Consider the following 23317-nt stretch of genomic DNA (forward strand, 5'->3'; position numbering starts at 1 on the left):
ATGCCATCCGCAGCTTATAGGGACATGGAATCTCTCGATCAGGCGCTTAGCGATATCCTAGGTTCGGTAGGCGAAAAGTACAGTATCCAATTCGCTCATTGCTGATAGAGGGCTACAGATATTTCACTTGAAGTACTTACAAGAACCGTCACACTGGGGATCTTAACGAATGGTATCGAATGGCGCTTCTTCACCGACACGGGCGACCCCAACGTCATGGATGCCCAACCATTCCACATCGTACGGCTAGACGCGGCTGATCAAGGACTTGATGTTCTTGCACGTTTTGCGAAGAGCGTATTCTCGGCGGATGCCATACGCGACTACGCTACCGAACTGCGCTATACCGCGGAAATGGCTGCCTTCCTAAGAAAAGAGCTGGACCTGAAGGATCGCGAACCAAGCGAGTACTTCGTTCGCTGGATTCTCAAGGCCGAGCAAATGTACGACGGCGTAGTCAATGCGAATGTCCTGGAACGATTCCGGCCAATTGCGAAAGACGCCCTGACACGAGTCATTCGGGAGATCGTCCGACGCTCAATTTCCGCCATGGAACAAGAGGCAGCACAGCCAGTAAGCGCCGGATCGATAACAATGTCGCCGCCGCGCACCTCATTATCAGATAATGAGCAGGAATTACCAAGCACGGCCGTGGCCGGAAGCTCCGATCGTCTTGATATACAACGGCACGGCATCGAAACGACCGAACGCGAACTGCGGGTTTTTGAGGTCGTTAAAGGTTTGTTTGAACAGTCGCCGATAGCCGGTGCAAAGATACTCGACGGAGCGACCAGAAAGGAAGTTCCAATTGAGATATCGTACAAAGACACAACTGGTTATTTCGGGATCTACTTCAATAAGCCCTCATATTGGATCATGCGCGTTTCGATCGAGGGCCGCAAGAACTGGGTCGGCTTCAACATTGAAGATTCCCTGGGTACATCCCTGATTCCGACCGGCATGATAAAACTCGAAGCAAGCCCCTACGCGGATTTTCGCATACAGATCAACACTCCCGAGGACATTTGCCGTCTTGACGCGATCATACTCGCGGCTTTCCAAAAGACCGTAAATGATCGAAATAAGAGTATCACTTAAGGTAACGCGCTCGGCCTTAGTCATTTTTCCGGCTAGCTTCCGCCAAGTCCCTGGGACGGAAATCCAATCCACAGATGAACACAGATGTTTTTCTTCATCTGTGACATCTGTGGATAGATCCGGGTGATCGCTTTGGTCGGAACGGCAATCATGCTGACCAAGGCTGAAGCCTGTAATAAATGCGACAAGACACGTCGACTAGCCCGCGAGGGCCTTGATCATGGTTCCGGCCGCGACCCTGACCAGTTCCAAAATTTCTTGACAGGATTAACAAGATTTACAAGATTGAAAACGAATAACATCTTGTAAATCTTGTTAATCCTGTCTAAATGTCTCGGGTTCGCGCTCGTTGCGCAGTTCGAGACTGTCCCCGTAAGACCTCATTCCTGCCGATGCTGGCCGGAACGAGGATCAGGCCCCTGCTAGACACCGCAGCCCATGTCGTTAATATATTTTTTGAATCCTCTCGCGGCGACACGGAGGCACGGAGAAGAAGCGCCTAGCAACAGAGGCTTACATCTCTGAGACGAAGACGAGGAACCGGTCGGGCAGGCGCCAGACATTGGCACGACCATCAACTTTACTGGCACCCGTCTTGCTTTATTTTACAATCAACGACAGTAAAAAACAGGTGATCGCCGGTGAATTCTCAACTGAACACGCTAGCGCAAGGCATCCGCAGCGGTGACATCATCCCTTATCTCGGCCCCGGCGCGTTGACGGGGGCGACCGACACGGCCAACGGCCAACCGATTCCAGCGGACAGCGACAGCCTGATCCTCGCGATGAACAATGGCAAACCCATGTCGGAAAAGCTCATGTGGGAGTTTCCGCGAGCGGCCATGAACGTCGAGTTGAAGCGGGGGCGGGGTGCCGTCACCCGTTTCCTGAACACGACCTATGCGGAACGCACTTGGACCCGCGCCCCGCTCCACGCCTGGCTTGCCTCCCTGTTGCCGCGCTATGTCATCGACACCAACCGCGACACCCAACTCCAGGCCTCCTACGCCGGAGTCCCCCACACCCTGGTGCGCGGGATCAGCCGCATTGCCGGGACCGATTACCGCTTCCGCATCGACCACTACGACGGCACAGCCTATCGTGAAATCGCGCAGGAGGCGGTCGATCCCGCGCTGCCCGTGCTGTTCAAACCCATGGGCAGCCCGCTGCCGGATGCCGTCTTTATCGCCTCGGACGCCGACTATGTGGACTACCTCACGGAACTGATGGGCGGTTTTGCCATCCCGTCATTCCTCAAGTCGTACCGACAGGGTCGGCAGTATGTTTTCCTGGGATTGCGTCTGTTACGGGATACCGAACGGATGGTCATGTCGGATATCATCTACGGTGCAGGCACGCCGGCCGGTTGGGCTTTGATCCCGGAACCCTCGGAGAAAGAACGGCGCTTCTGCGAACGACAGCGGATTGAGATCATTGCGGCGGATATCCCCGACCTGCTGGCGGCGGCGCAGTCCGGTGCGCGCGCAGCGGCGGGCGACGCCGACACCCGCGCGGAGGTCGGCTGCTGAGACACCAAGGCGAATACAGTTGCCACCAACCGGGCGCGCTTCCCGCGGGGCAATCAACAAGGCGCACGCGGAGATGCCATGCCCCTGATTCTCGATTTCGAGTCCCGTTTCCTGCTTGGCATTCCCGCGATGGACCATGTGCATCGTGAGCTGGTGGAGCTGCTCAACCGCATGGCCGAGGCCGGCAACGCCACCTTCGCCTATCTCTATCCCGATCTCGTCAACCACACGCGCGCCCATTTCGCCAATGAAGAGGTACTGATGCGCCAGAGCGGCTTCCCAGCCATGCAAGAGCACCTGGACGAACATGCGCGGCTGCGCGGCGAACTGGATGCGTTCGGTCAGGCACTCGACGGGCGGCGCATCGACGCGACCAGGGCCTTTGTGGCCCAACAACTCCCCGCCTGGTTCGCGCGGCATACCACCACCATGGACAGCGCTCTCGCTGCTTATCTGAAGGGTACCGCACGGATCAGGAAACCATCATCACCCTAAGGAAGCGCCCAAGAATAATCGAAACACGTTCATCAGGGAACGCTAATCCGATTACGACAACGATAGCTCTGTCACTTCATCAAACAGTGCGGCGACATCCGCAGCAAGGCCCGCGCCTGATCGCGGCAGGCGGTTGCCGCCTTAGCGTCCAAGGCCGTCAGCCAGCGTCGGGGAATGGCGTCGTATCCATAGAGCGCACCGGCGATCATCCCCAGGATCGCACCCGTGGTATCGGCATCGCCGCCGCGGTTCACCACCTCGATCAGCGCGCCCTCAAAGTTGTCGGTGGCAAACAGTGCTTGAAAGACGGCTTTCAGGGTCTCGACCAGAAAACCGCCGGGGTTTTCCATGCGCCGCCGGTCGTAGCGATACAGGGGCTGCTCCGCCACCAGCGCCTCGGCCAAGCCCTTGAGATGGCCCATTTCGCCACCGAGTAAGGCGGCTTGCACCATGCGGATGACGGTGAGTGTCCCGGCATCGCCGACGGCACTATGGTGCGTGGTGTGGGACTGGATTCGGTTGGCCTGAGCGACCAGACTGCTTTCGGCACCCAGCGTGCACAGCGCGATCGGCAGTGACCGCATACAGGCGCCGTTGCCCGCATCGTAGTCGTTCTCCGGCATCTGCGTCGCGCCGGTCAGACGGTACTGCGAGATGCCGCGGCGCACCGTATGGCCGATGTCCACCGGCTTGCCGCGCATCCACTCGCTGAAGGCGGCCGCCACGGCCCCCGCCTCCACCCGCCCTTCGGCCAGGATCGCCGCCCCCAAGGCCAGACTCATCTCAGTGTCGTCGGTCACCTGGCCCTTACGCAGCCGCAGCCAGCCGCCGCCGCGCATGTCCTGGTGAATACCGAACTGTTCATGGATCTCGCGCGGCGTCAGAAACTCGACCGTGGCACCCAAGGCGTCCCCCACGGCCATCCCCACGTAGGCCCCGACCGCCCGCGCTTGCAGCGCGTCGGCCGAACACTCGGACCCGGACAGATCAGCTGTTAGTTCCAAAACAAACATCGGCTCTGCTCGACTGGTTGAACGGGTCGACGGAATGGGTCGGCGACCGGGGCAGACCTGCTCAGTATTGCACCAGGAGGTCCTCGTCACGCACGATCATCTGGCAGGCCAGGCGCCATTCGGATGGGATATCGTCCACTGCCATCTTGTCGATGTCGTCCTTGCTGATTTTCCCGAGTTCGCGCAACACCACCTTTTCCTTCTCGGTCAGCAGGCCGCCCATGCGCTGATTCTTGTTGTCCACGCTCGTGACGCGTACCACACAGTGCCCGCATTCGCCATCCTGGCAATCATGATGGACGGGGACCTTATGCTCCTTGGCGAGCTTGAGCAGGGTCTCGGTGTGGCTTCCGGCCACGGCATAAACCGTCTTATCCTTGTAGTCAGGGTTCGAAAACGTAACGAGTGCCATAAGTCTACTCCGGCAATGGGTGGCTATTGATGGGAATACCGGCAATCAGGCCGGCTTGACCTTGCAGTCACCCAGGATCTGGGCCTGACACGCAAGCCGGTCATGCCGGTTCGCCATGTTCTCGCGCAGCACCTTCTCCTCCAGCACCGAGGGCTCGGTCAGATTGTTCCAGCCCTCGATCACGTGCGTCATGCAGGTGCCGCAGTCGCCCTCCCGACAGCCGTAGATGATCCCGGCCCCGATCTTCTCGGAGATTTCAATGATCCGGGTCCCGGCTGGGACATTGACTGTCTGGTTGATATCTTCAAAGGTGATTTTGGCTTTAGCCATGGTTTCAGACTCCTGATTGATTGATTGATAGAAAAGGAAAAACTGTCCGCCTCCGAAGCCGCCCGTCGCAGCGGGCGCGCGTTGTCTTGCAGCCGCCGGCCGCCAAGGGTTGAGCCCCTGGCTGGTTGCGCATCGACCCGCCATCGCCAAGCGGTCGGCTGGCCGCTCGTCGTCGGGCGCATCCTCACCCCAACTCCGAGAAATCAATGACCCGCCCCTGCTCCCCGCCCACCAGGGCGGCAGCGAGCTTACGACCGAACACCCGACATTCGGCAAGTTCCTCATCGGTGGGGATGAGCTTGAGGCGCAGCCCGGCCACCGGAACGCGCATCTTCAGACCGCGCATCCGGTCCTCGATCATACGCACGGCCTCGCCGCTCCAGCCGTAGGAACCGAAGGCGGCACCGAGCTTGCCCTTGAGGTTGACTACCGCGAGTGACGAGAGCAGATCCCATACCGGCTTGACCGCGTCGCCGTTGATGGTGGGTGAGCCGAACGCCAGGGCGTTGGCCTCCTCGATCAGGTCCACGAAGGGTTCGGTCTCACCGCCCTCCAGGTCATAGAGGGAAACCCGCACCCCGGCCTCTTCCTCGGCCCCGGCCCGGATCGCCTCCGCCATGCGGGCCGTGCTGCCGTACGCACTCATGTAAAAGACCACTAACGAACGCTCCTCGTTATCGATCTGATCCACCAGACTGGAGGTCGAGAGCTCCCGATAATGCGTCACATAGCGCCGCGGCCGATCGCGCAGAATCGGTCCATGCGTGGGCGCGATCATCATCAGGCGCAATGGCTCGATCAGCTTCAGCGCATCCATCACATGCGCCTTGAACGGCCGCATAATGTGGGCGTAGTAATAATCGAAAGAAAAGCGGAAATCCCCGACCCGATCGTTATAGAGCCGGCTGTCGCAATAGTGGCAGCCAAACACGTCGCCCGAGAAGAGCACCCCGTCCTCGACCAAATAGGTGCATTGGGTATCAGGCCAGTGCAGGAAGGGGGTATGAAGAAACCGCAAGGTGCGGTTGCCGAGTGATACCTCGTCGCCGGTGCCAACCGTCTCATATTCGAAGGGGCGATCCGAATCCTTTGGTTTGAGTACGGCCTTGAGCATCGAAGTGGCACGCGTGGAGATGTACAGTCGCGCCTGCGGCGCACGGCGCATCAACTCCGGCAGCGCACCGCTGTGGTCCGGTTCCAGGTGATTGAGCACAATGACCCGGACCTCGCTGTAATCGGCAACCGACTCCAGTCGGCGAAAAAACTCATCGGCGAACTCGAGTTTCACCGTATCCACCACCGCCACACCGGCATCACCCCGGATCAGGAAGGCGTTATAGGTGGTGCCATTCGCCGTGCGCAGGATAATATCGAAGGTGCGCAGGGAGGGATCAAGGGCGCCGATCCAATGCACCCCAGGGGCGATCTCGACTGCACCCGGATTCCCGGTCGCGTCCTGGGGTCCCTGACCCATGACACTCACCTGGCGACCCCGAGCGTTACGGGCGTTGCCGTCGTCACCGGCCGGACGGTCAAACCCGGTGTCGGGCAGACCGGCAGCGGACAATCCGCCAATTGACCGATACGCGAACAGGATTGAAGATCGACTCCCTCGTCCAACACCACGCCCAGGGCGTCCAGAAAAGGACCCGGTGTGAATCCGCAGGAGCGCAGCGCCCCGGCTTCGATGAGCGGACGCCGGATCAGCAGCGGATCCGCCATCATCAGCGCGAGCGCGCCCGCCTCGCTGAGGTCCGCCGGCCGCACCTCCCCGCTCAGCACCCGCGGCGCCGTCGGATTGAACCAGTCGGAGACCGCCAAATCACCAAAGAAGGGTCTCAAGCGCTCAGGCACCCAGTGCTCGGTCAGCAAGTTGCGAACCTCCAGACAGTGTCCGATCTCCACTAACAGCGCCTTTTGTCGAGCGTTCGAGACACAACCAGGCTTCTCGTAGAAGACCAGTTCAGCCGGTGTCGGAAGGGTTTGGGTGGCCATGGATATCAACCTGGGTTCAACGCGCCTGGATCTCCGCTCTGGCCGCGGCCAGGCGCTCCGGGGGGATGCCGGTCAGTGACCCCGGCGGGTTCAAGGGCACCCCGAGCGAATCCAGAATGACGCCCTCGATCGGGCAGATGCTCGCGCACTGCGGGTCGGGATGCTCCCCTGCGCATTCCGTGCACAAGACAGCATCGATCAGGAAATGCGGCTTCGCCTCATAGATGGCCTGACTCGGACACAACGGCGCACAAGCCCAGCAATTCACGCAGCCTTCGACGATCTGGTATGCCATCAGTCAGTCTCCTCGAACATGGCTTCAGGCGCTCATGCGCAGTGGCGTTGGCGTCGCGCGTTCCAAACTCCCGCTCGCCGCCAGTTCGCGATACACCGCCGCGACGGCGTCTTCGATCGGCTCCATCGCGTGCTCGCCGTTGGGCGCAATACCCGCGGCCTCCAGCGCACCCCAGGGCTCATAGCCGATCTTGGAACAGAGCACCGCCGCGCAGCCGGAGAGCGCCTTGATGGTCTTCGCCAAGGCCGTCTCCGCATCCCCGCACGTCTCGCCGCCGGAACAATACAGATCCACCTTCCGGTGACCGATAAAGCGCACGTCCTGGTCGTTGGCCTCGTAGATCAGGAACTCGGCGGCGTGCCCGAAATGCTGGTTGATCACGCCGCCCCCTTTGGTCGCCACCGCGATCAGGGCCGGCGGAGTCTCCCGGCGCCGGGTCTTGAGGGCCGTCATCGCGATGAAGGTCTCACCGCTCTTCTTGCGTTGGGCCTCCCGGTTGGCCTCGATCGCCGCGTGGACCTGGCGGCGTTCCTCCATGGCGCGGCCATAATCGATGTCCATGGTCTCGATCTTCTCGAGCGTGAATTCGTGACCGCGATCCTCGCCGAGCATCCCCACCGCGTCCGCCCGGCACTGGCGGCAGTGACGCATCATATTCATGTCCCCGGCACAGGCGTCCTGCAGAGTCTGAAGCTCATCATGCGTCGGGCCGCGTTGGCCCATGACACCGAAGAAGGTCCCATGCTCGGGCTCGGCAATCAACGGCATCACGTTATGCAGGAAAGCGCCCTTGGACTTGACGACACGGCTTACCTCCTTGAGATGCTCGTCGTTGACGCCGGGGATCAGGACCGAGTTGACCTTCACCAAGACTCCGCGCGCGACCAACATCTCCAGCCCCTTCTGCTGCTGCTCGATCAGAATCGCCACACCTTTGCGCCCCTTGATCCGCCGCCCCTGCCAGAAGATCCAGGGATAAATCTTGGCACCGACATCGGGATCCACACAGTTGATCGTGATGGTCACATGATCGATATTGTGGGTGCAGAGTGCATCGACACAGTCCGGCAGCGCGAGCCCATTGGTCGAGACACAGAGCTTGATATCAGGGGCTTTTTCCGTCAGTTGCCGGAAGGTTTCAAGCGTCCGTTCGGGGTTGGCCAGTGGATCGCCCGGTCCGGCAATGCCGAGCACCGTCATCTGCGGGATATGCGCCGCAACGGCAATCACCTTTTTCACCGCCTGATCCGGGGTCAGCACCTCTGAAACCACGCCTGGACGCGACTCATTGGCACAGTCGTACTTACGGTTACAGTAGTGACATTGGATATTGCAGGCTGGAGCAACCGCCACATGCATCCGCGCATAATGGTGGTGCGCCTCCTCCGAATAGCAGGGGTGGTTGTGAACCTTGGCCCGGATATGCTCCGGCAGGTGCGCGAGTGCATCGCCGCTGCTGCCGCAGCCGCTAGCAGAACAGCCGCCGGCGACGGCCGCCGCGGATCCACTGTGGTCCGAGACCTTCAGCTCCATTCTGTGCCTCCAGAAATCGCGGGCGCCCCGGCCCGCTGGGTTCAAACTGACTCTGGGGAACACTTAGCAATGTTTGCGCCAGTCTTGGCGCATTCTCCAAGACATTGTTTTATATAACTCTGGGCAGTGCCAGAGGGTCGCTTGTCGGGAAACCGACAGGGCGCTGGTGAGGGGGTTGTTGGGATAGAAACAGGGCTCAGGCCATAAGATGGCGGGGAATCGTCACCGCCTAAAGCCTCGGCCTCCAGTTGCGGGCAGGCCGTCGCTGGCCGGAACAATGATCAAGGCCCCGCAGCACCGCATCGCGGCGGGACGCCGCTCCCACGGGGAACATTCATGTTGCGGGTGGCTGATGTTCCTTTCAAACGCTTGACGGCCTTGGACGCCCGGGCGACGCTGCGACGCGAAACCCGATCGACATCGGGTTGCTCATGCCCGAAGAGAATCGCTTCTCCGATTACGATTACGACAACGACATAAGGTGCGCGAATCGGTCACGGGCACCGGCCACCCCTGGCGGCCGGTGCGGACAGTGCCGGTCAGCCCCGTTGCAACAGGGCTCGCAAATCACCGATTGCCGCATTGGCACGCGAGATATAGGAGGCCATCACCAGCGAGTGATTGCTCATCGGTCCGAAACCGGTGCCATTGAGGATGAGCGGACTCCAGATCGTATTCTGGGTGTTCCGCAATTCCCGGTTGATCTGCTTGAGCGAGACCAGTGCATTCTTGTCCGTGAGCACCGATTTGAAATCGATCTCCAGAGCGTGCAGCGTTTGCAGCAACGCCCAGGTGTAGCCGCGCGCCTCAAAGAAGACATCGTCGATCTCCGTCCAAGGAGTCTTGGTCTGTTTCTCGTCGGAAACCGGCTTGGCTTGGCTCGCACTGGGGTCGCCCGCCAGGTCGGTGCTGAGACGGTTTTGCCCGACCGCATACGACAGACGCTGCGCCAGACTGCCCAACCGCTTCTCGACCACTTCGAGGTAGGCCGTCAAATTGTCCGCGCGCGCGAAAAACTGGCCATCCAGATCTTTGTTGTCGGTGAGCCGGCCAAAATAGCGATACAGGGCAGCGATACCCTTACGATACTCCGACTCGGACGAAGGCAGAATCCAGGAGTCCGAGTTGTAATTGAACTGGGGCTGCGCCACGGCCAGATCTTTATCTTCAATCGACTGCGACTGAGCGCGGCTGAAATCGTTGCGCAAGGCATCCGACAGGTCGCGTAACTCGGTCAAGGCGCCGAATTCCCAGTTGGGGATATTATCCAGCAAGATACCAGGCGGGGTGATATCGTTGGTCAGGTAACCCCCGGGCTTGTCGAGCAGCGTCTCGGCGATCCGGATGGCGGACACCACCGTGGCGGTCCCGTCGACCAGCTTGGCCGGGTCGTTGTTCGTCATCAGCAGCGCCTCCTCGCGCACGTCGAAGGGGCCGGGTGAGCGCGACCAGATCATCCCGAGAACGAAGATGACCAGCACATAGGTGACCAGAAAGAGACCGACGGTCCACCACAGACCTTTTTCTTTCCAGACCCGGGGATCATAGAGGGTGACGACCTTGGTGACCTTTGAGGCCAGGTCAAGTCGTTTCGCGAATTCTAAATCAGCCATTGTGTATTCCTGAAAATGAAGAGTGTGCTTGAGAATATCCCCAAATCCGGCAGTAGATTGGGGTGAATCGAACTGTTCCAAGACGCCGCCGCATCCGGCGAGGCGCGTGACGTGCCAGGGGTCACGGTCGGCGATCCGGGCCCGACCGCCGGACGATCCAATCGCCCAGTGTCCCGCGGCGGCGCCAAAAACTGCGCTGGGCAGCCCGGCTCAAGGTAAAACGATCACCGATCCCGTTGTCGATCGTAAGACGGCGCAGCCGTTTGGCCGCCAGCTCGGACAATAGGGTCGCGACCAGAACGTCCAAGGCGTCGAGCCCACGGCGCCAGGCATCCAGGTCACCCGCCGGCACCGACTGCCACAGGTGGTCCCAGAACAGCACGGTGCCGGTCGCGTCGCGCCACGCGGCGCAATCCAGCGCGTCGAGCCCCCGCCAGGCGCCGCCGCTCGCCCGCGCCAGACCAACCGCCAGCGGATGATCGGCAATGGTCAGCGCGGGTCCGCCGGACACTGTCGGCAGGACTCCGCCACCCCAGGTCCAGACGCCGCTGATTACCGGCCGCCCGGCCGCCTCACGCATCTGATTGACCGGATGCCGATAGAACAGCATCTGGGCCTCGTTCTGCCAGCGGTTCCAGGCACGGGCGTCAGGGCCGTTCGGCAGGCAGGCGTCCAGGTCGCGTCCCACCACCTCATACAGAGGGCAGGTCCGCAGGTTCGGCTGTTCGGCCACCCGCAGGTACCAACGGTCGGGCCGGACGGCGATGAGGTAGAGCCCATCCGCCGCGAAATGCGCGTTGAAAGCGGCAACCAGAGCATCCGCCTCATCCACCCGCGGCGCCAGCGCCGGTCCGGCGAACAACAGCAGCCGATCCCGGTCCGGGCGCAGGTGCACGGGGTCGGCATGAAACCAGCAGCCGTCGCGAGCCCGTTCGGGAGCGTCGGCGAGCAGACTCAGGGCGGCGGACGGCAGGTCGCGGTCTGGCCCGGTGACCGGCGGCGCCTGGTTCAGCGCGCCCGTCATGGCCGGGGACTGATCATCCCCGACACTGCGTTGTGGCATCCCACCGGCAAGACGAACCCTTGCCGTGGAGGACGCGGCGGCGGTCAAACCGAAAGCGGCGGCTAACGTCTCCAGGGGGTCACGGGATGGCGCCTCCACGTGATCCGCACGGGCCAGCAGGCGGTCCAGGGCCGGAGCGCGGATCTTGAGGTCAGCCGCCCCCGGCGGCGCGACAAAGAGCGCGGGGCAGATGAGATGGCACTCACCCGGCAACAGACTCACGGTCGGCGCGGACACGGGGCCGTCAGCCAGCCAGGGTCTCCACCCGAATCCGCATCACCGACCCCTGCACCGACGCCAAGGCCTCGATGCGGGTGATCGCCTGGTTCATCTGGCCCTCGCGCACGCGCTGGGTGAGCATGACCAGCGGCACATGGGTCTCACCCTCGCCGGGGGCCTTTTGCTGGATCGCCTCGATGCTGATGCCCTGTTCCCCCAGGATGCTGGCAATGCGGGCCATGACGCCGGGCTCGTCCAGCGCCGTCAGACGCAGGTAATAGGCGGTCTCCACCTGTTCCATGGTGAGAATCGGGGTATCCGCCAGTTCGTCCGGGTGGAACGCGAGGTGCGGCACCCGATTGTTGGGGTCGGTGGTGAGCGCACGCACCACGTCGACCACGTCAGCCACGACGGAGGAGGCCGTCGGCAACGAGCCCGCACCGGCCCCATAGTAAAGTGTCGGGCCGACCGCATCGCCCTTCACCAGCACGGCGTTCATCACGCCGTCCACGTTGGCGATCAACCGCCGGTGGGGGATGAGCGTGGGATGCACCCGCAGCTCGATCCCGTCCGCGTTGCGCCTGGCGATCCCGAGATGTTTGATCCGATAACCCAACTCCCCGGCATAGGCAACGTCCTGAGCCTCAATGCGCGAAATGCCTTCCGTGTAACAGCGCTCGAACTGGAGCGGGATGCCGAATGCCAGCGAAGCCAGAATGGTGAGTTTGTGGGCGGCGTCGATGCCTTCGACATCGAAGGTCGGGTCGGCCTCGGCATAGCCGCGCGCCTGCGCCTCGGCCAGACAGTCCGCGAAACTGCGGCCCTTGTCGCGCATCTCGGTCAGGATGAAGTTGCCGGTCCCGTTGATGATGCCGGCCACCCATTCGATATGATTGGCCGCCAGCCCCTCGCGTACCGCCTTGATGATGGGGATGCCGCCCGCCACCGCCGCCTCGAAACCCACCATCACGCCACGCTCACGCGCGGCGGCGAAGATGGTGTTGCCATGACGGGCGATCAATGCCTTGTTGGCCGTCACCACATGCTTACCGTTGGCGATGGCCCGCATCACCAGTTCAAGCGCCGGTGAGTAACCGCCGATCAACTCGATGACGATCTGGATCTCAGGGTCGTCCACCACCGCGAAGGCGTCGTCGCCGATCCGGCCGATCTGATCGAGCCCACAGATCCCCTCGCGCTTGTACGCGCGCGCCGCGGCATGGGCGATCTCGATGCCGCGACCGGCGCGGCGGGCGATCTCCCGGGCATTGCGGGTGAGCACGGTGACCGTGCCGCCGCCGACGGTGCCTAAGCCCAACAGACCGATCTTGACCGGTTCCATACAAAATCCTCCGCGTTCATTTAATGGACGATCGCCTGAAGAACCGTTCACTGATTAGCGAAACAAGTTACGACAACGACAACGATTGTGCTCGTGATTAACTTGTTCTTGACGTATGACTAAGCGCCGGCCCCGGCACGCGACTCGCGCCGGAACATGTCCTTGATGCCGCGGATCGCCTGACGAGTGCGATGCTCGTTTTCGATCAGACCGAAACGCACATGGTCATCACCGTACTCGCCGAAACCGATCCCCGGGGAGATGGCGACCCGCGCCTCCGCGATCAGGCGCTTGGAAAACTCCAGCGACAGCGAGGCGCCGTCCGGAATCCGGGCGCGTAACTGCTCCTGAATGAAATCAGGAATGCGTGCCCAGACAAACATCGTGGCCTGGGGCGACTGCACCTCCCAGCCGGCCTCGTGCAGCCCCTTGCACAGGACGTCACGACGCGTCTGATACATGCCGGCGATCTCGCGCACACAGTCTTGCGGACCCTCCAGCGCAGCGATGGCGGCCACCTGGATCGGGGTGAAGGTGCCGTAATCCAGATAGGATTTGATGCGCGCCAGGGCCGCAACCAAATGCTTGTTACCGCACATGAAACCAACCCGCCAGCCGGGCATGTTATAGCTCTTGGACATGGAGAAGAATTCGACGGCGATGTCCTTGGCGCCTGGAATCTGGAGAATCGACGGCGCCTTGTAGCCGTCGAACACGATGTCCGCGTAGGCCAGGTCATGCACCACCCAGATGCCGTACTCCCCGGCGATGTCGATCACCCGCTGAAAGAACTCAAGGTCCACGCACTGCGTGGTCGGATTGCCGGGAAAGTTCAGCACCAACATCTTCGGCTTGGGCCAGGAATCCTGAATCGACCGACGCAGCTCTTCAAAAAAGTCCACGTCCGGGGTCAGGCGCACATGGCGCACATCGGCCCCGGCGATGATGAACCCATAGGGATGGATCGGGTAGGCCGGATTGGGCACCAGCACGGTGTCTCCAGCCCCCATGGTCGCCAACGCCAGGTGGGCCAGACCCTCCTTGGAGCCGATGGTCACGATCGCCTCAGCATCCGGGTCCAGGTGTACGTCGTAACGGTCGCGGTACCAGTGGCACATCGCCCGGCGCAGCCGCGGGATGCCGCGGGACACCGAGTAGCGATGCGTATCCTTGCGCGCCGCCGCCTCGATCAGCTTGTCGACAATGTGCTGCGGCGTCGGCTGATCCGGGTTGCCCATCCCGAAATCGATGATATCCTCGCCACGCGCTCGTGCCTCGGCCTTCAACTCGTTGACGATGTTGAAAACATAGGGCGGCAAGCGCTTGATGCGGCGAAAATCGGGCTCGGGCAGGACCACGGCACTCTCGGGGTTGGAATAAAGCCCTAGAGTTTAACGTCGCGCCCCGGAGATTGAAACCGCGACCGCTCCCGCACCTTTGCGGGTCAGCGATCGGGCGGCCGGTCGGCCAGTTGTGCCTGGAGCCGGGTGAGTGCTTGTTCGGCCTCCTGCGCACGCTGCTGCGCCTCCCGCCGCGCCTGCGCCTCGGTGACCGCCCGCTGCTCGGCCTCCCGCCAACCCGGCAGCACAAAATCGGCGTAGACCGGATCATCGCGCAACGTGCTGTGCTCTGGTCGCCGACAGAGGTCGTCCAGCCGGAACTGAAAGCCCGGCAGCACCCGCGAGCGGATCACCCCGTCCTCCGGGTCAATGGGACGATACACCCCGGCACTGCTACGGGTAAAAAAGCGTAACTGTTCAGCACACTTGAAAACAGCGCGTTAAGGCAGTAACTTCTCAGCATGCCTAAGCTGATGCCCCCAACCGACTCTCCCGAGACGCCAGACGCCGAGTTGGCTCGGCTGCGCCCGGAGAACGCGGCGCTCTGCGCGACCGTGGCGGAGCAGGCGGCGCTGATCGCGCAGCTTCAGCAGCGGCTCCAGGAGTTGGAAGCGCGCCCGGCCAAGAACAGCCGTCATTCCAGCATTCCCCCACCCACAGACCCGCCGTTCAAGAAACCGTCGCCGCGCTCCCAACGTCAGGTGAGCGGTCGCAAACCGGGCGGGCAGAAAGACCATCCGGGCGTGACCCGGGAGCTGGTCGATACCCCCGATCAGACCGTCGTGGTCCCACTGACCGGCGCCTGCTCCTGCGGTCGCGCGCTGGGCGACCTGGAGGTCAACGCCCTGCCTGAGCGCCGCCAGGTCATCGACCTGGTCATCCGCCTCCAGGACCATCGCGACGAGGTCCTGCGGTTCGTCACCGACCTGCGTGTCCCCTACGCCAGGCGTGCCGGAAGGTCCCAGCCCTGGTCCTTGCGCCGCTCGGCGATGGTCGGGGCGGCCGGATCGACCAGGGAGTAGAAGACCAACTCGCCGGGATAGCCCTCGGCCTCCTGGAACGAGTCCAGCAGGCTGGGGACGAAGGGGCTCTTCTGCCAGCGCTGGCGCTGGATCGTGTCGAACTCGCGCTTCACCAACTCAAGCGCTTGTTTCTCTTGGGTGGCTGACAGCTCGTAGAGATGCAGGATGACCCGATCGCGGCGCGTCGGATGCTGGCCGCGCTAGATGCGATGGAAAACGCCGGACCCCTGGGTGGCGGGGGGCAAACAGGCGCTCCCAGGCGATGCGCTCGCTCTCGTTAACGGCTATCCCGCAGGGGATGTGACGGACCATCGCGGTGTCTCCCTTGTTTCCTTAGCAACGCGGGCATGGACGCGCCAGCCGCACCGATGTAAACTTATGCGTCCGGTGGAGCCATCAACGATGGCATCCAAAGACCCGTCAAGCCGCCAGGCCCTGGGTCCCTCCCGGTCCCCAAGCGCCCGTAGCTCAGATGGATAGAGTACAGCCCTCCGAAGGCTGGGGTCACAGGTTCGAATCCTGTCGGGCGCGCCATTTTTCAATGAATTAGACGAGTCTGACGACCTGACTCCGTCTGATTGTGGGCTGGATGTGCGGTACCGCAATCGTAGCCTCGCTCCCCAATCCTTATTGTGAGGACACCACCTCCATTTGGGGTGCGGGCCTCACAATCCGCTCCGCCTCCTCCAGCAGTCTCGCCAGCCCCGGCGATGAGTAGTGCAGGGTGATGTCCCGGTGCTCGTGACCGAGCAGCGACCGCCTTACATCCAACGGGATTCCGGCATCCGCTGCCCGCTCGCCGAAGGTGTGCCGTAGATCATGCACTCGCATCGCCACGCCGGCTTCTCGACAGCCCCCCCGCCAGCCATGGTTATTGATCCGGTACATCGCTTCGTCGCGCTTCGGTGAGGGGAACACCAGGACCGGATGTTTACCGACCTGCGCAGCAATCACCGACCGAGCTGCCAGGTTACAGACCACATACCGACCCTGTTGTTCGCTGGCCTTGCGCTTACTGCTGGCTTTGCGAACCTCCGGCGGTATCCACCACGCCGACCACATCGGCAACCCGTTGACGACGTGGTGCTGATCCCAGCGTAGCGTCGTAATCTCGTGCTGGCGCGCCCCGGTTGATAGGGCTAACTGGACCGGCCCAACCAGATGTCTGGGCAGTGCCGCAACGAGGCGGTCCTGCTGCTCCCAAGTCAGCCGCACCGGTTGCCGTGCTCCCCAATCCGGCGAACTGAGCTTGGGAATAACCGCTAGCCACGGTGTATTCCCATCGCGCAGAACCCTTGCCGCAAAGGTCAGCACCGTAGTCACCGTGCGTAAGGCCCGATCAATGGTCCCTGAAGCACGCACGCCGCGCTGCGAGGCAATCCAGTCCTTGAGTACCCCCTGATGGACATGGCCAACCGGCAGACCACCGATGATCGCGTCCAGCATGCGCAAGTCCTGTAGCGCACGCGCGCTGTCTTTCCCGCGGCTCTCCAGGTCCGCGATGTACTCGGCCGCCGCTTCGCGGTAAGTCCGCTCGACCTTGGTCGGACCGTTCAGCAGCAATTCCCGCGTCTCGTGGACGCGGCGATCCATCACCTCCTGTGCGTCCGCGACCGAGCGGCATCCAGTAGATTCTCGAAGCTCGATGTGATCGCGGCCGACTCTGACCGTCCGATCGATGTGCCAGATTTCGCCGCGGAGCCGTAGCCCGCGCGGCGGGTTTGCTTTTCGCATGTCTCGCTCCTTGCGCCGACACCCGCGGGGTCTATCTTAATCTGCGCGTCCACCCAGGCGTCCAGATCTTTAGCGTCGTACCGCTTCCCGGTCTTTCCGACCAGCACGTAAGGAACGTAAGGGGCCACCATCGCGTCGAACGATCTGGCCGACATGCCCAGGTATTCTGCCGCGTCCGGGCGTGGATACAGGCGTCGCATGGCGCTAGGCCCCGTCATGACGCTTGCGCAGTGTTCGAACCGTCCTGGGGCGTCCCGATGGCCACGACAATGCGAACCGCGTCGCCCCGCGCGGACTCGCCAATCCGTTGGTCCGACCCGAAGACGCAGGCTTTGATGGCCGGACACTCGGGGTACCGACCTTCGGCGCAGACCACCTGGTCGAAGAGTTCGCAGCCGCGGTCCTCCACCGGGAGATTCTCATTGCTGTGGTCCAGCGGGTAGTGCCGCGCGATTTCGCGGATGTTGGGAGACGCGGGTTCGCAGCCCGATCCACCGTGACCTGACGGCGAACTTCACATTGGAGTAACTCACTTGCAGCTTGCATCGGTGAAAGTTGCCCACCAAGGTGGCGAATCTGCTCGCCAAATATTTCATTTATAATCATTAAACTTACGTTACGGCATGTACTACTCCCCCCGCACATCCCGCTTCACCCGATCCGGAGTATTGCGGTTGGCGTTTTCGTGGTTTACATACTCACGTAAAGACTCCATGGTGACCATCAAGCGCCGGCCCACGCGAACCGACCGAATCGAATTAGCATCGATAAGCCGCCTCACCGTACGTGTACTGACCTGCCCCAATTGGCGCGCACACTCTGCCAGGTCCACCAGCAGTGGATCAGTCATGGCTGGCCGCCCGCAGAGGCAAACGACGCGCCTTGGCCGACGGCGGACGGACACACCGAATCAAGCCAGAACTGCGATCTGGCTCGGTCGAAAGCGGGCTGCCGAACCGGCAGTTCCACGGCTGCCCTCCCGTCGCGATGGGACCTGAATATCATGCTGACCAAGGATAGGTCTAAGAGTGCTTCTTTTCAAGTTTAGATAACTTTTCTCTCGGCGCGGCGTTTCTGCTTGTCATCGGCAAAAGAAACCCCGCACCGGCTCGGCCGGTGCGGGGTCAGAAGGGACGGGCAAAGACAAGGCGCTACGCAGCGACCGCCTGAAGGTTGAGTCGCCACAGGTCGGCCCAGTCCAGGCTTTTGGCGCCCGCCGGGATCGGCCCCCGCGGGACATGCACCGCCACCTGGATGCCGCGCGCCAGCAGGCGCTCACGCAACTGCATGGCCGCCTTCTCGCCCGCGCCTGACACATCCAGGTCCGCCCAGACCACCACCAGCGACACCCCCGGCGGCGGCACGAACCGCTCCAAGAGGGTCGTGGAGACGCCGGACCAAACCGGCATCCCGGTGCGCTGACGGATCACCAGGGCGGTCTCGATGCCCTCGGTGATCCCCAGCGTCGCTCCGGCCGGGTACAAGCGGATGGCTCCTCCCAGGACCGGCGCCAATGGCGTCATCATCTTCTTCGGACTCGCTACCGGGGCCTTGCGCCCCTCCCGATCGAGGTAGATCCGGTGCAAACTGACCGGTCGCCCCTGCGCGTCCGCCACCCGCGCGACGAGCGCGGGGTAGGCACCGATCCGGTGGCCGTCCTGGTCGTAGTAGCCCAACCCCGGGTGGAACCGGATCACCTGGGCGTCCGGTTCGGCATCGATGCCGCGGCCGCGCAGGTAACGTCGCAGCGGCTGGGCCTGCGGGTCGGTCGGGTCCAGGGTCTGCGACCACACCCGCCGCAGGGCGGCCTCTGCCACGTCCGTGTCCCGGCACGACGCTGGGGCGGGTGCGGTTTTCGGTCGCGGCGGCGGTGCCGTCCACGGGCCCCCGCCGTCCAGCCGCAGGTCGCTGGTCACGGCGTCCAGGGCCGCGCGGAAGCCCCAGTCGTTGGCCCACATCAGCAGGGCGAAGCCGTCGCGGAAGGACCCGCAGGTATTGCAGATCCCGCCGCCCGTGTGGTCGACATCGCGGAACAGCCGGAACCCGTCGCGTCCGCCATGGACGGGACAAGGAACGTGGCGACCGGGACGGGCCAGGGCCTGGTCCAAGGTCGGGGCGAGACGCCCGAGGATGCCGATCCACTGACCGCGGGCCTGGTCACGCACCACAGCAACATCGATCTTCATGGTTACAGCAACCCCCGTTCAGCCAGCGAGGTGATCGCGCCATCGCCGACGATCATGTGATCGAGCACGCGCACGTCGATCAGCGCAAGCGCATTTTTCAACGTTTGCGTGATGCGCAGGTCCGCCTGACTCGGCTCGGCCACGCCACTTGGGTGATTGTGTGCAAATATGACCGCCGCCGCTGTCGTCTCGATGACCCGGCGCACCACCTCGCGGGGATGCACGCTGGCACCGTCGATGGTGCCCTTGAACAACTCCTCGTAGCGAATGACGCGGTGTCGGTTGTCCAGGAAGAGGCACGCGAAGATCTCGTAGGGCAGACCGTAGAGCCGCAGCTTCAGGTAGTCGCGGGTGTCCTGCGGACTGGTCAGCGCGTCGGTCTTGGTCATGTACACGGCCTCCAGGCAGCGGATGGCCTTCGCCACCAGGGTGCGGTCGGTGCGGGACAGGGCCGGGCGGCGGCCGTCGTCGTTCGGGTCGTCGTCGAACAGTGACAGTTGCTTGGACATGCTGGTCTCCGGGGTGGATGAAACCGGGGAGACGCACCGTCCCCGTGGGGAAGAGCGAGTCTCCCCTGGGGGGTCGGTCGGGCCGCGCGCCCGGTTCAGGGCGCGCGGATGGCGGGTTTGCTGGTCTCGGGAGCCGCTATCCGTTTGGCTCCAGCGCGGCGGACGCGAACGCATCGATGCGGAGGTTGCCCGCGGCGTCCAGGCTCAGTGCGTAGAGGCCGTCGTCCGCGGACGGGTCGTTCGCCCGGTGTTCTCGCGCTCTGACGAGCAGGTCGGGTTCGTCCAGGGGGCCGACGATGAAGGGCTCGACATCGCCCTCGATGATCAGCAGCCAGTGGCGGGTAGCAGGTTGGTTCATGGTCTCTCTCGGGTTGTGTGGACAAGCCCGCCGGCGGGCGGTCAGGCGGTCGCGGCGATCCCGCACGGGCCGACCACGACGAGCGGATCGCCGCGTTTGACCCGCCCGTAGACCTGCTCCAGCAGGGCGATGGCGTCTGCGTCCAATTCGGTATCGGGATGACCGGCGACCCGCTCGGCGATGGCTGGGATCGGGTCGTAGCAGAACAATCCGGCCCGGAATCCATCCCGGACAGAACGCCACGACTGACATTGCGTGCGCTCGACCAGGAGGAACGGCGGCGACCACCGGACCGGGGTCCGGCCGCCGTCCGCGGCGTCCATCGCGGCCATCTTTCTGCCCAGTTGGTAGGTGGTCGCATCGAAGACCTGGGTCCCGCAGGCGACCCAGGCGTGAAACAAGAGTCCGCCGCTCGCGGGATCGCAGGGCACCCCCGCGGCGTGGTGACACACCACGGCGCCGGGGTCCTTGCCATCGACGCGCCAGGCGGCATAGCCGGCCACCAGGCGCGCGTCGTCAATGCCCTCGCGGGCGAGCAAGTGGCGGCACGCCAGGGCGTGCCAGATGCAGTCTGACCCCAAGCGGCTGCTGGCGGTCGTGGCGATGGTGCGCACCGCGGTGGCGATGCGTTCGGCGGTCTCGGTGGGGATGGTCATGTCGCGCTCCGGTGAGTGGGGAGACAGGCCACCCCTGGGGGAGACATGCTCCCCGGTGGGGTTCGATCGCGGGTTTATGCCGGCGTCCAGATCGCCGCATAGCGCGGCGCGTGGGTCAGATGGACCACGTACCGGTTCGGTTCGTCGCCGCGGGTCTCCCTGACCCAGACGACGCGCTGAGATGGATACTCCGCGACGCTCCGGTCGTGTTGTTCGACGGCCTGCGTGGCCGCCTCGTCGGCGTCGTCGGCGTCCATGGCGACGTCATACTCCGTCGGGTCCGGCGGCTCGTACACCGGGTCGATGGCGCAGAGAAACCGCATGGCGTATCTCCTGTGAAACGCGGGGCGACCGGCGCCCCCGCTGGGGTGCATGGCCCCACGGGGTTTCGGTTTGCGAGGACTGGGTTAGGCTGTTCTTGTATCCCGCTCAGCTGGCGGTGATCTCGGTCTCGCCATGGAGCACCGAAGAAGACCTGCGTGCGCTGGACTCTGACCGGTGAGAACACCAAGAGCACAGGGCAGGCACGCCTCCTGGACCAGGCCGGGCAGTCCGCGAGGGACTGTCGGCCTGGACCTGGCGTCGGTTGGTTACTTCAGAAGCAGCTGTTCGGCGATACGGAACAACTCACCTTTCAGGTCGGCGACGCTGGCGATCTGCACTGCGACCGGAAACAGCCGGTCGACGCTCGTGCCGATGCCAACGCCGATCATCTCGATGCCCGCGGCGGTCGCGCGCGTCACCATGCCTGCTGCGCTGTCCCAATCATTTGGGTCCCCATCGGTGAGGGTCAAAATGACCTTTCTCTCCTCGGGTCGCGCCAGCAGGTCGGCCGCGGCGTACCACAGCGCCCCAGACATCGGGGTTCCTCCGCGCGCTTCCTGCATGAAGGCCCCAGCCCGCGCCGCCACGCGATCACCGTGACTCTTGATCCGCGTGACGACGGACGGGTCCTTGTCCCGGCCTGGAAACGCCGTTGCGGCGCAGGACACCCCGCGCATCGGCTCGAGCGCGAGGGCGAGCGCCATTGCTGCGTCCAACGCGAGGCGATCAGGACCCCTTTCCATCGACTCGGAAAGATCGAGGACCAAATGGATGGCCGTGTTTGGGGCGGCCCGCGTATCTTTGCGCTGAAAGATCCGATCGTCCCCAACTGCCGCCCGGTGCAGGTGTCTGGTGCTGACCGTGTGTCCGCGTCTCACCGTTCTGGTCCTGACCAGGTCGTGGGCCTGGACGAGGCCTTGGAGCCTGGCTGCGAGCTTCGCAGACTCCCCTTTCACCGCGGCGAGTCGGGCGTTGCCGCGCACTTGGTTTCCTTGGTAGTCCTCCAAGGACGGCAGGAGCGGCGTACAGCGACCCGCCGTGTGCCCATTCAGTTTTTGCGCGACCTCCTCGAAGAGGTCCTTTGGCAGGTCGCCCTGTCCCGCCGAGAGGATCGCCCGGAGAGCGTCGCGCCCGGCTGCCTCATCGTCACCGGGCGTTTGGTCCCCGGTCGCCGCATCGTCACCGGGCGCTTGACCCCCGGTCGCCGCATCGTCGCCGGGCGCTTGGTCCCCGGCTGCCTCATCGTCACCGGGCGCTTGGTCCCCGGCTGCCTCATCGTCACCGGGCGCTTGGTCCCCGGTCGCCTCGTCATCGCCGGGCGCTTGGTCCCCGGCCGCTTCGTCGTCGCCCGGTTTCGGAGGCGGTGGCTCCTGCGCATCCGCCTCGATGAGGGCCACCATGCGCTCAGTCAGCTCGGCCGCCCCCGCAGTGCTCCGGAGGCTCGGGATCTCCGCCATCAGGCCGAATAGCTGGTGCACGAACCGCGCCGGGAACCGATTGCGCAGCACGCGCTCGGCTTCGTTTGCCGCCGCCGCAAACGCCGGCATGTTCCGGTAGCGGTGGCGACCCATGACGATCAACGTGTTGACGAGGACCGCCGCCGACCGGTCTCCGTCCTTTGGGGGAGCGGTCATGCCGGCTGCCAAGAGCCACTGCCACAAGGCATCGAGCGTGATCCGCGCCCCTGGGTAGGGGTGCATCATGGCGTTCTCGATGCGGATATCCTCGACAACGCCGAGAATTGCCTTGGCCACCGGCCCCTTCGCCCGGGTCCCCTCGCCCGCCTGGAAGTCCGTGAAGCGGAGATGCGCGGCCTCGTGGGTCAAGTACCCCCAGGCGAGCATCTTGGCGTTGGGGTCATCGCTGATCGCCGGGATCAGAATCCTGTGCCCGTTGGTGCAGGCGCGGTTTCCGCCCACCACCACTTGCACCCCGAACTTGCGGCCATAGGCAGCGGCAACGATCGGCAGGGCCTGCATCAGGTTGTTCTGGTTCATAGTGCGCTCCAAGAAAATGGGGCGCACCGTCCCCACTGGGGCGACGGGCGCCCCCAGGGGGAGATTGAAGACGGATCGGGCGCCGGAGCGCCCAATTCGCCGTTGGGTCAGAAGAACTCGACTTTGGCCATTTTTGCCTGAGGCCGGGCGCTGTGCACGGGTGGGCTGGACCAGGGCCGGCGGCTCCTGCGGAGGTGGCGGCAGCGGGAGACCGGCGGTATCGTCTGAAGTCGACCAAAACACCAGCCGTCACC

The 23317-nt window shown here is 63.4% G+C and carries 25 protein-coding genes and 1 tRNA gene; 5 read left to right on the top strand and 21 right to left on the bottom strand.

The genetic code is table 11. The annotated features are described in order from the left end of the window. Positions 1-216: 216 nt before the first annotated feature. The 3 genes from QZY03_RS30275 (at position 217) to QZY03_RS30285 (ending at position 3122) form a co-directional block, all read left to right on the top strand. On the top strand, positions 217-1098 hold the full coding sequence (locus QZY03_RS30275; protein ID WP_295587833.1) for a hypothetical protein: 882 nt from the start codon (positions 217-219) through the stop codon (positions 1096-1098). 641 nt (positions 1099-1739) lie between these two features. Beyond that, a complete protein-coding gene (locus QZY03_RS30280) occupies positions 1740-2627 on the top strand; it encodes an SIR2 family protein (protein WP_295587835.1) in 888 nt (295 codons plus the stop codon). A gap of 78 nt (positions 2628-2705) precedes the next feature. After that, positions 2706-3122, top strand: a complete 417-nt coding sequence (locus tag QZY03_RS30285) for a hemerythrin family protein (protein ID WP_295587837.1) — start codon at positions 2706-2708, stop codon at positions 3120-3122. A 71-nt stretch (positions 3123-3193) separates the two neighbouring features. Here the strand turns inward: QZY03_RS30285 and draG are convergent, their stop codons facing one another. From draG to QZY03_RS30345, 12 genes are all read right to left on the bottom strand, one after another. Beyond that, positions 3194-4135, bottom strand: coding sequence for an ADP-ribosyl-[dinitrogen reductase] hydrolase (gene draG / locus QZY03_RS30290; RefSeq protein WP_295587839.1), 942 nt, complete (start codon positions 4133-4135; stop codon positions 3194-3196). A 61-nt stretch (positions 4136-4196) separates the two neighbouring features. After that, complete coding sequence (locus QZY03_RS30295) at positions 4197-4547, bottom strand: 2Fe-2S iron-sulfur cluster binding domain-containing protein (protein WP_295587841.1); 351 nt, start codon at positions 4545-4547, stop codon at positions 4197-4199. A 45-nt stretch (positions 4548-4592) separates the two neighbouring features. Further along, positions 4593-4877: a 2Fe-2S iron-sulfur cluster binding domain-containing protein gene (locus QZY03_RS30300; protein ID WP_020504197.1), complete on the bottom strand. Its 285-nt coding sequence runs from the start codon at positions 4875-4877 to the stop codon at positions 4593-4595. 184 nt (positions 4878-5061) lie between these two features. Further along, positions 5062-6351 (bottom strand): FprA family A-type flavoprotein, encoded by a 1290-nt coding sequence (locus QZY03_RS30305; protein WP_295587844.1) that lies wholly within the window; start codon positions 6349-6351, stop codon positions 5062-5064. Between the two features lie 5 nt (positions 6352-6356). Continuing rightward, entirely contained in the window at positions 6357-6872 is a 516-nt protein-coding gene (locus QZY03_RS30310) for an ArsC/Spx/MgsR family protein (protein WP_295587846.1), read from the bottom strand. A 16-nt stretch (positions 6873-6888) separates the two neighbouring features. Then, a complete protein-coding gene (locus QZY03_RS30315) occupies positions 6889-7167 on the bottom strand; it encodes a ferredoxin (protein WP_295587848.1) in 279 nt (92 codons plus the stop codon). Between the two features lie 24 nt (positions 7168-7191). Beyond that, entirely contained in the window at positions 7192-8700 is a 1509-nt protein-coding gene (gene nifB / locus QZY03_RS30320) for a nitrogenase cofactor biosynthesis protein NifB (RefSeq protein WP_295587849.1), read from the bottom strand. Between the two features lie 539 nt (positions 8701-9239). Further along, the gene (locus QZY03_RS30325; protein WP_295587851.1) at positions 9240-10313 is read right to left on the bottom strand and encodes a DUF2333 family protein; all 1074 of its coding nucleotides are present in this window, start codon (positions 10311-10313) and stop codon (positions 9240-9242) included. A 121-nt stretch (positions 10314-10434) separates the two neighbouring features. Next, entirely contained in the window at positions 10435-11613 is a 1179-nt protein-coding gene (locus QZY03_RS30330) for a phosphoglycerate mutase (RefSeq protein WP_295587853.1), read from the bottom strand. A gap of 7 nt (positions 11614-11620) precedes the next feature. Then, on the bottom strand, positions 11621-12937 hold the full coding sequence (locus QZY03_RS30335; RefSeq protein ID WP_295587855.1) for a homoserine dehydrogenase: 1317 nt from the start codon (positions 12935-12937) through the stop codon (positions 11621-11623). Between the two features lie 119 nt (positions 12938-13056). Then, a complete protein-coding gene (alaC, locus tag QZY03_RS30340; protein WP_295587857.1) occupies positions 13057-14295 on the bottom strand; it encodes an alanine transaminase in 1239 nt (412 codons plus the stop codon). Between the two features lie 86 nt (positions 14296-14381). After that, positions 14382-14660, bottom strand: coding sequence for a hypothetical protein (locus QZY03_RS30345; protein ID WP_295587859.1), 279 nt, complete (start codon positions 14658-14660; stop codon positions 14382-14384). Between the two features lie 90 nt (positions 14661-14750). On the opposite strand from QZY03_RS30345, the gene QZY03_RS30350 reads away from it, so the two are divergent. After that, entirely contained in the window at positions 14751-15299 is a 549-nt protein-coding gene (locus QZY03_RS30350) for a DUF6444 domain-containing protein (RefSeq protein ID WP_295587861.1), read from the top strand. Here QZY03_RS30350 and QZY03_RS30355 read toward each other — a convergent pair. Then, complete coding sequence (locus tag QZY03_RS30355; protein ID WP_295587863.1) at positions 15215-15412, bottom strand: hypothetical protein; 198 nt, start codon at positions 15410-15412, stop codon at positions 15215-15217. The two genes, QZY03_RS30350 and QZY03_RS30355, sit on opposite strands and share 85 nt — an antisense overlap. A 344-nt stretch (positions 15413-15756) precedes the next feature. Here QZY03_RS30355 and QZY03_RS30360 point away from each other — a divergent pair. Beyond that, a tRNA-Arg gene (locus QZY03_RS30360) sits at positions 15757-15833 on the top strand. Positions 15834-15926: 93 nt separating this feature from the next. Here the strand turns inward: QZY03_RS30360 and QZY03_RS30365 are convergent. The 8 genes from QZY03_RS30365 to QZY03_RS30395 all read right to left on the bottom strand — a co-directional run bounded on the left by QZY03_RS30365 (position 15927) and on the right by QZY03_RS30395 (position 23063). Next, entirely contained in the window at positions 15927-16892 is a 966-nt protein-coding gene (locus tag QZY03_RS30365) for a tyrosine-type recombinase/integrase (RefSeq protein WP_295587865.1), read from the bottom strand. 769 nt (positions 16893-17661) lie between these two features. After that, positions 17662-17883 (bottom strand): helix-turn-helix domain-containing protein, encoded by a 222-nt coding sequence (locus QZY03_RS32330; protein ID WP_363168551.1) that lies wholly within the window; start codon positions 17881-17883, stop codon positions 17662-17664. Between the two features lie 301 nt (positions 17884-18184). Next, on the bottom strand, positions 18185-19219 hold the full coding sequence (locus QZY03_RS30370) for a toprim domain-containing protein (RefSeq protein WP_295587867.1): 1035 nt from the start codon (positions 19217-19219) through the stop codon (positions 18185-18187). Positions 19220-19221: 2 nt separating this feature from the next. After that, complete coding sequence (gene radC, locus QZY03_RS30375; RefSeq protein ID WP_295587869.1) at positions 19222-19728, bottom strand: DNA repair protein RadC; 507 nt, start codon at positions 19726-19728, stop codon at positions 19222-19224. A gap of 136 nt (positions 19729-19864) precedes the next feature. Further along, positions 19865-20086: a hypothetical protein gene (locus QZY03_RS30380; RefSeq protein ID WP_295587870.1), complete on the bottom strand. Its 222-nt coding sequence runs from the start codon at positions 20084-20086 to the stop codon at positions 19865-19867. Between the two features lie 41 nt (positions 20087-20127). Further along, positions 20128-20742, bottom strand: a complete 615-nt coding sequence (locus QZY03_RS30385; RefSeq protein ID WP_363168553.1) for a hypothetical protein — start codon at positions 20740-20742, stop codon at positions 20128-20130. 74 nt (positions 20743-20816) lie between these two features. Beyond that, the gene (locus QZY03_RS30390) at positions 20817-21065 is read right to left on the bottom strand and encodes a hypothetical protein (protein ID WP_295587872.1); all 249 of its coding nucleotides are present in this window, start codon (positions 21063-21065) and stop codon (positions 20817-20819) included. A gap of 267 nt (positions 21066-21332) precedes the next feature. Next, complete coding sequence (locus tag QZY03_RS30395) at positions 21333-23063, bottom strand: VWA domain-containing protein (protein ID WP_295587873.1); 1731 nt, start codon at positions 23061-23063, stop codon at positions 21333-21335. Between the last annotated feature and the right edge of the window lie 254 nt (positions 23064-23317).

Source organism: uncultured Lamprocystis sp. (assembly GCF_903933125.1).
Taxonomy (GTDB): domain Bacteria; phylum Pseudomonadota; class Gammaproteobacteria; order Chromatiales; family Chromatiaceae; genus Thiodictyon.

Excerpts from the sequence above, each read along its gene's own strand:
- QZY03_RS30275 (WP_295587833.1), top strand. The coding sequence starts at position 217 with ATGGATGCCCAACCATTCCACATCGTACGGCTAGACGCGGCTGATCAA.
- QZY03_RS30285 (WP_295587837.1), top strand. The coding sequence starts at position 2,706 with ATGCCCCTGATTCTCGATTTCGAGTCCCGTTTCCTGCTTGGCATTCCC.
- draG (WP_295587839.1), bottom strand. The coding sequence starts at position 4,135 with ATGTTTGTTTTGGAACTAACAGCTGATCTGTCCGGGTCCGAGTGTTCG.
- QZY03_RS30295 (WP_295587841.1), bottom strand. The coding sequence starts at position 4,547 with ATGGCACTCGTTACGTTTTCGAACCCTGACTACAAGGATAAGACGGTT.
- QZY03_RS30300 (WP_020504197.1), bottom strand. The coding sequence starts at position 4,877 with ATGGCTAAAGCCAAAATCACCTTTGAAGATATCAACCAGACAGTCAAT.
- QZY03_RS30305 (WP_295587844.1), bottom strand. The coding sequence starts at position 6,351 with ATGGGTCAGGGACCCCAGGACGCGACCGGGAATCCGGGTGCAGTCGAG.
- QZY03_RS30310 (WP_295587846.1), bottom strand. The coding sequence starts at position 6,872 with ATGGCCACCCAAACCCTTCCGACACCGGCTGAACTGGTCTTCTACGAG.
- QZY03_RS30315 (WP_295587848.1), bottom strand. The coding sequence starts at position 7,167 with ATGGCATACCAGATCGTCGAAGGCTGCGTGAATTGCTGGGCTTGTGCG.
- nifB (WP_295587849.1), bottom strand. The coding sequence starts at position 8,700 with ATGGAGCTGAAGGTCTCGGACCACAGTGGATCCGCGGCGGCCGTCGCC.
- QZY03_RS30325 (WP_295587851.1), bottom strand. The coding sequence starts at position 10,313 with ATGGCTGATTTAGAATTCGCGAAACGACTTGACCTGGCCTCAAAGGTC.
- QZY03_RS30335 (WP_295587855.1), bottom strand. The coding sequence starts at position 12,937 with ATGGAACCGGTCAAGATCGGTCTGTTGGGCTTAGGCACCGTCGGCGGC.
- QZY03_RS30350 (WP_295587861.1), top strand. The coding sequence starts at position 14,751 with ATGCCCCCAACCGACTCTCCCGAGACGCCAGACGCCGAGTTGGCTCGG.
- QZY03_RS30365 (WP_295587865.1), bottom strand. The coding sequence starts at position 16,892 with ATGGATCGCCGCGTCCACGAGACGCGGGAATTGCTGCTGAACGGTCCG.
- QZY03_RS32330 (WP_363168551.1), bottom strand. The coding sequence starts at position 17,883 with ATGACTGATCCACTGCTGGTGGACCTGGCAGAGTGTGCGCGCCAATTG.
- QZY03_RS30370 (WP_295587867.1), bottom strand. The coding sequence starts at position 19,219 with ATGAAGATCGATGTTGCTGTGGTGCGTGACCAGGCCCGCGGTCAGTGG.
- radC (WP_295587869.1), bottom strand. The coding sequence starts at position 19,728 with ATGTCCAAGCAACTGTCACTGTTCGACGACGACCCGAACGACGACGGC.
- QZY03_RS30380 (WP_295587870.1), bottom strand. The coding sequence starts at position 20,086 with ATGAACCAACCTGCTACCCGCCACTGGCTGCTGATCATCGAGGGCGAT.
- QZY03_RS30385 (WP_363168553.1), bottom strand. The coding sequence starts at position 20,742 with ATGACCATCCCCACCGAGACCGCCGAACGCATCGCCACCGCGGTGCGC.
- QZY03_RS30390 (WP_295587872.1), bottom strand. The coding sequence starts at position 21,065 with ATGCGGTTTCTCTGCGCCATCGACCCGGTGTACGAGCCGCCGGACCCG.
- QZY03_RS30395 (WP_295587873.1), bottom strand. The coding sequence starts at position 23,063 with ATGAACCAGAACAACCTGATGCAGGCCCTGCCGATCGTTGCCGCTGCC.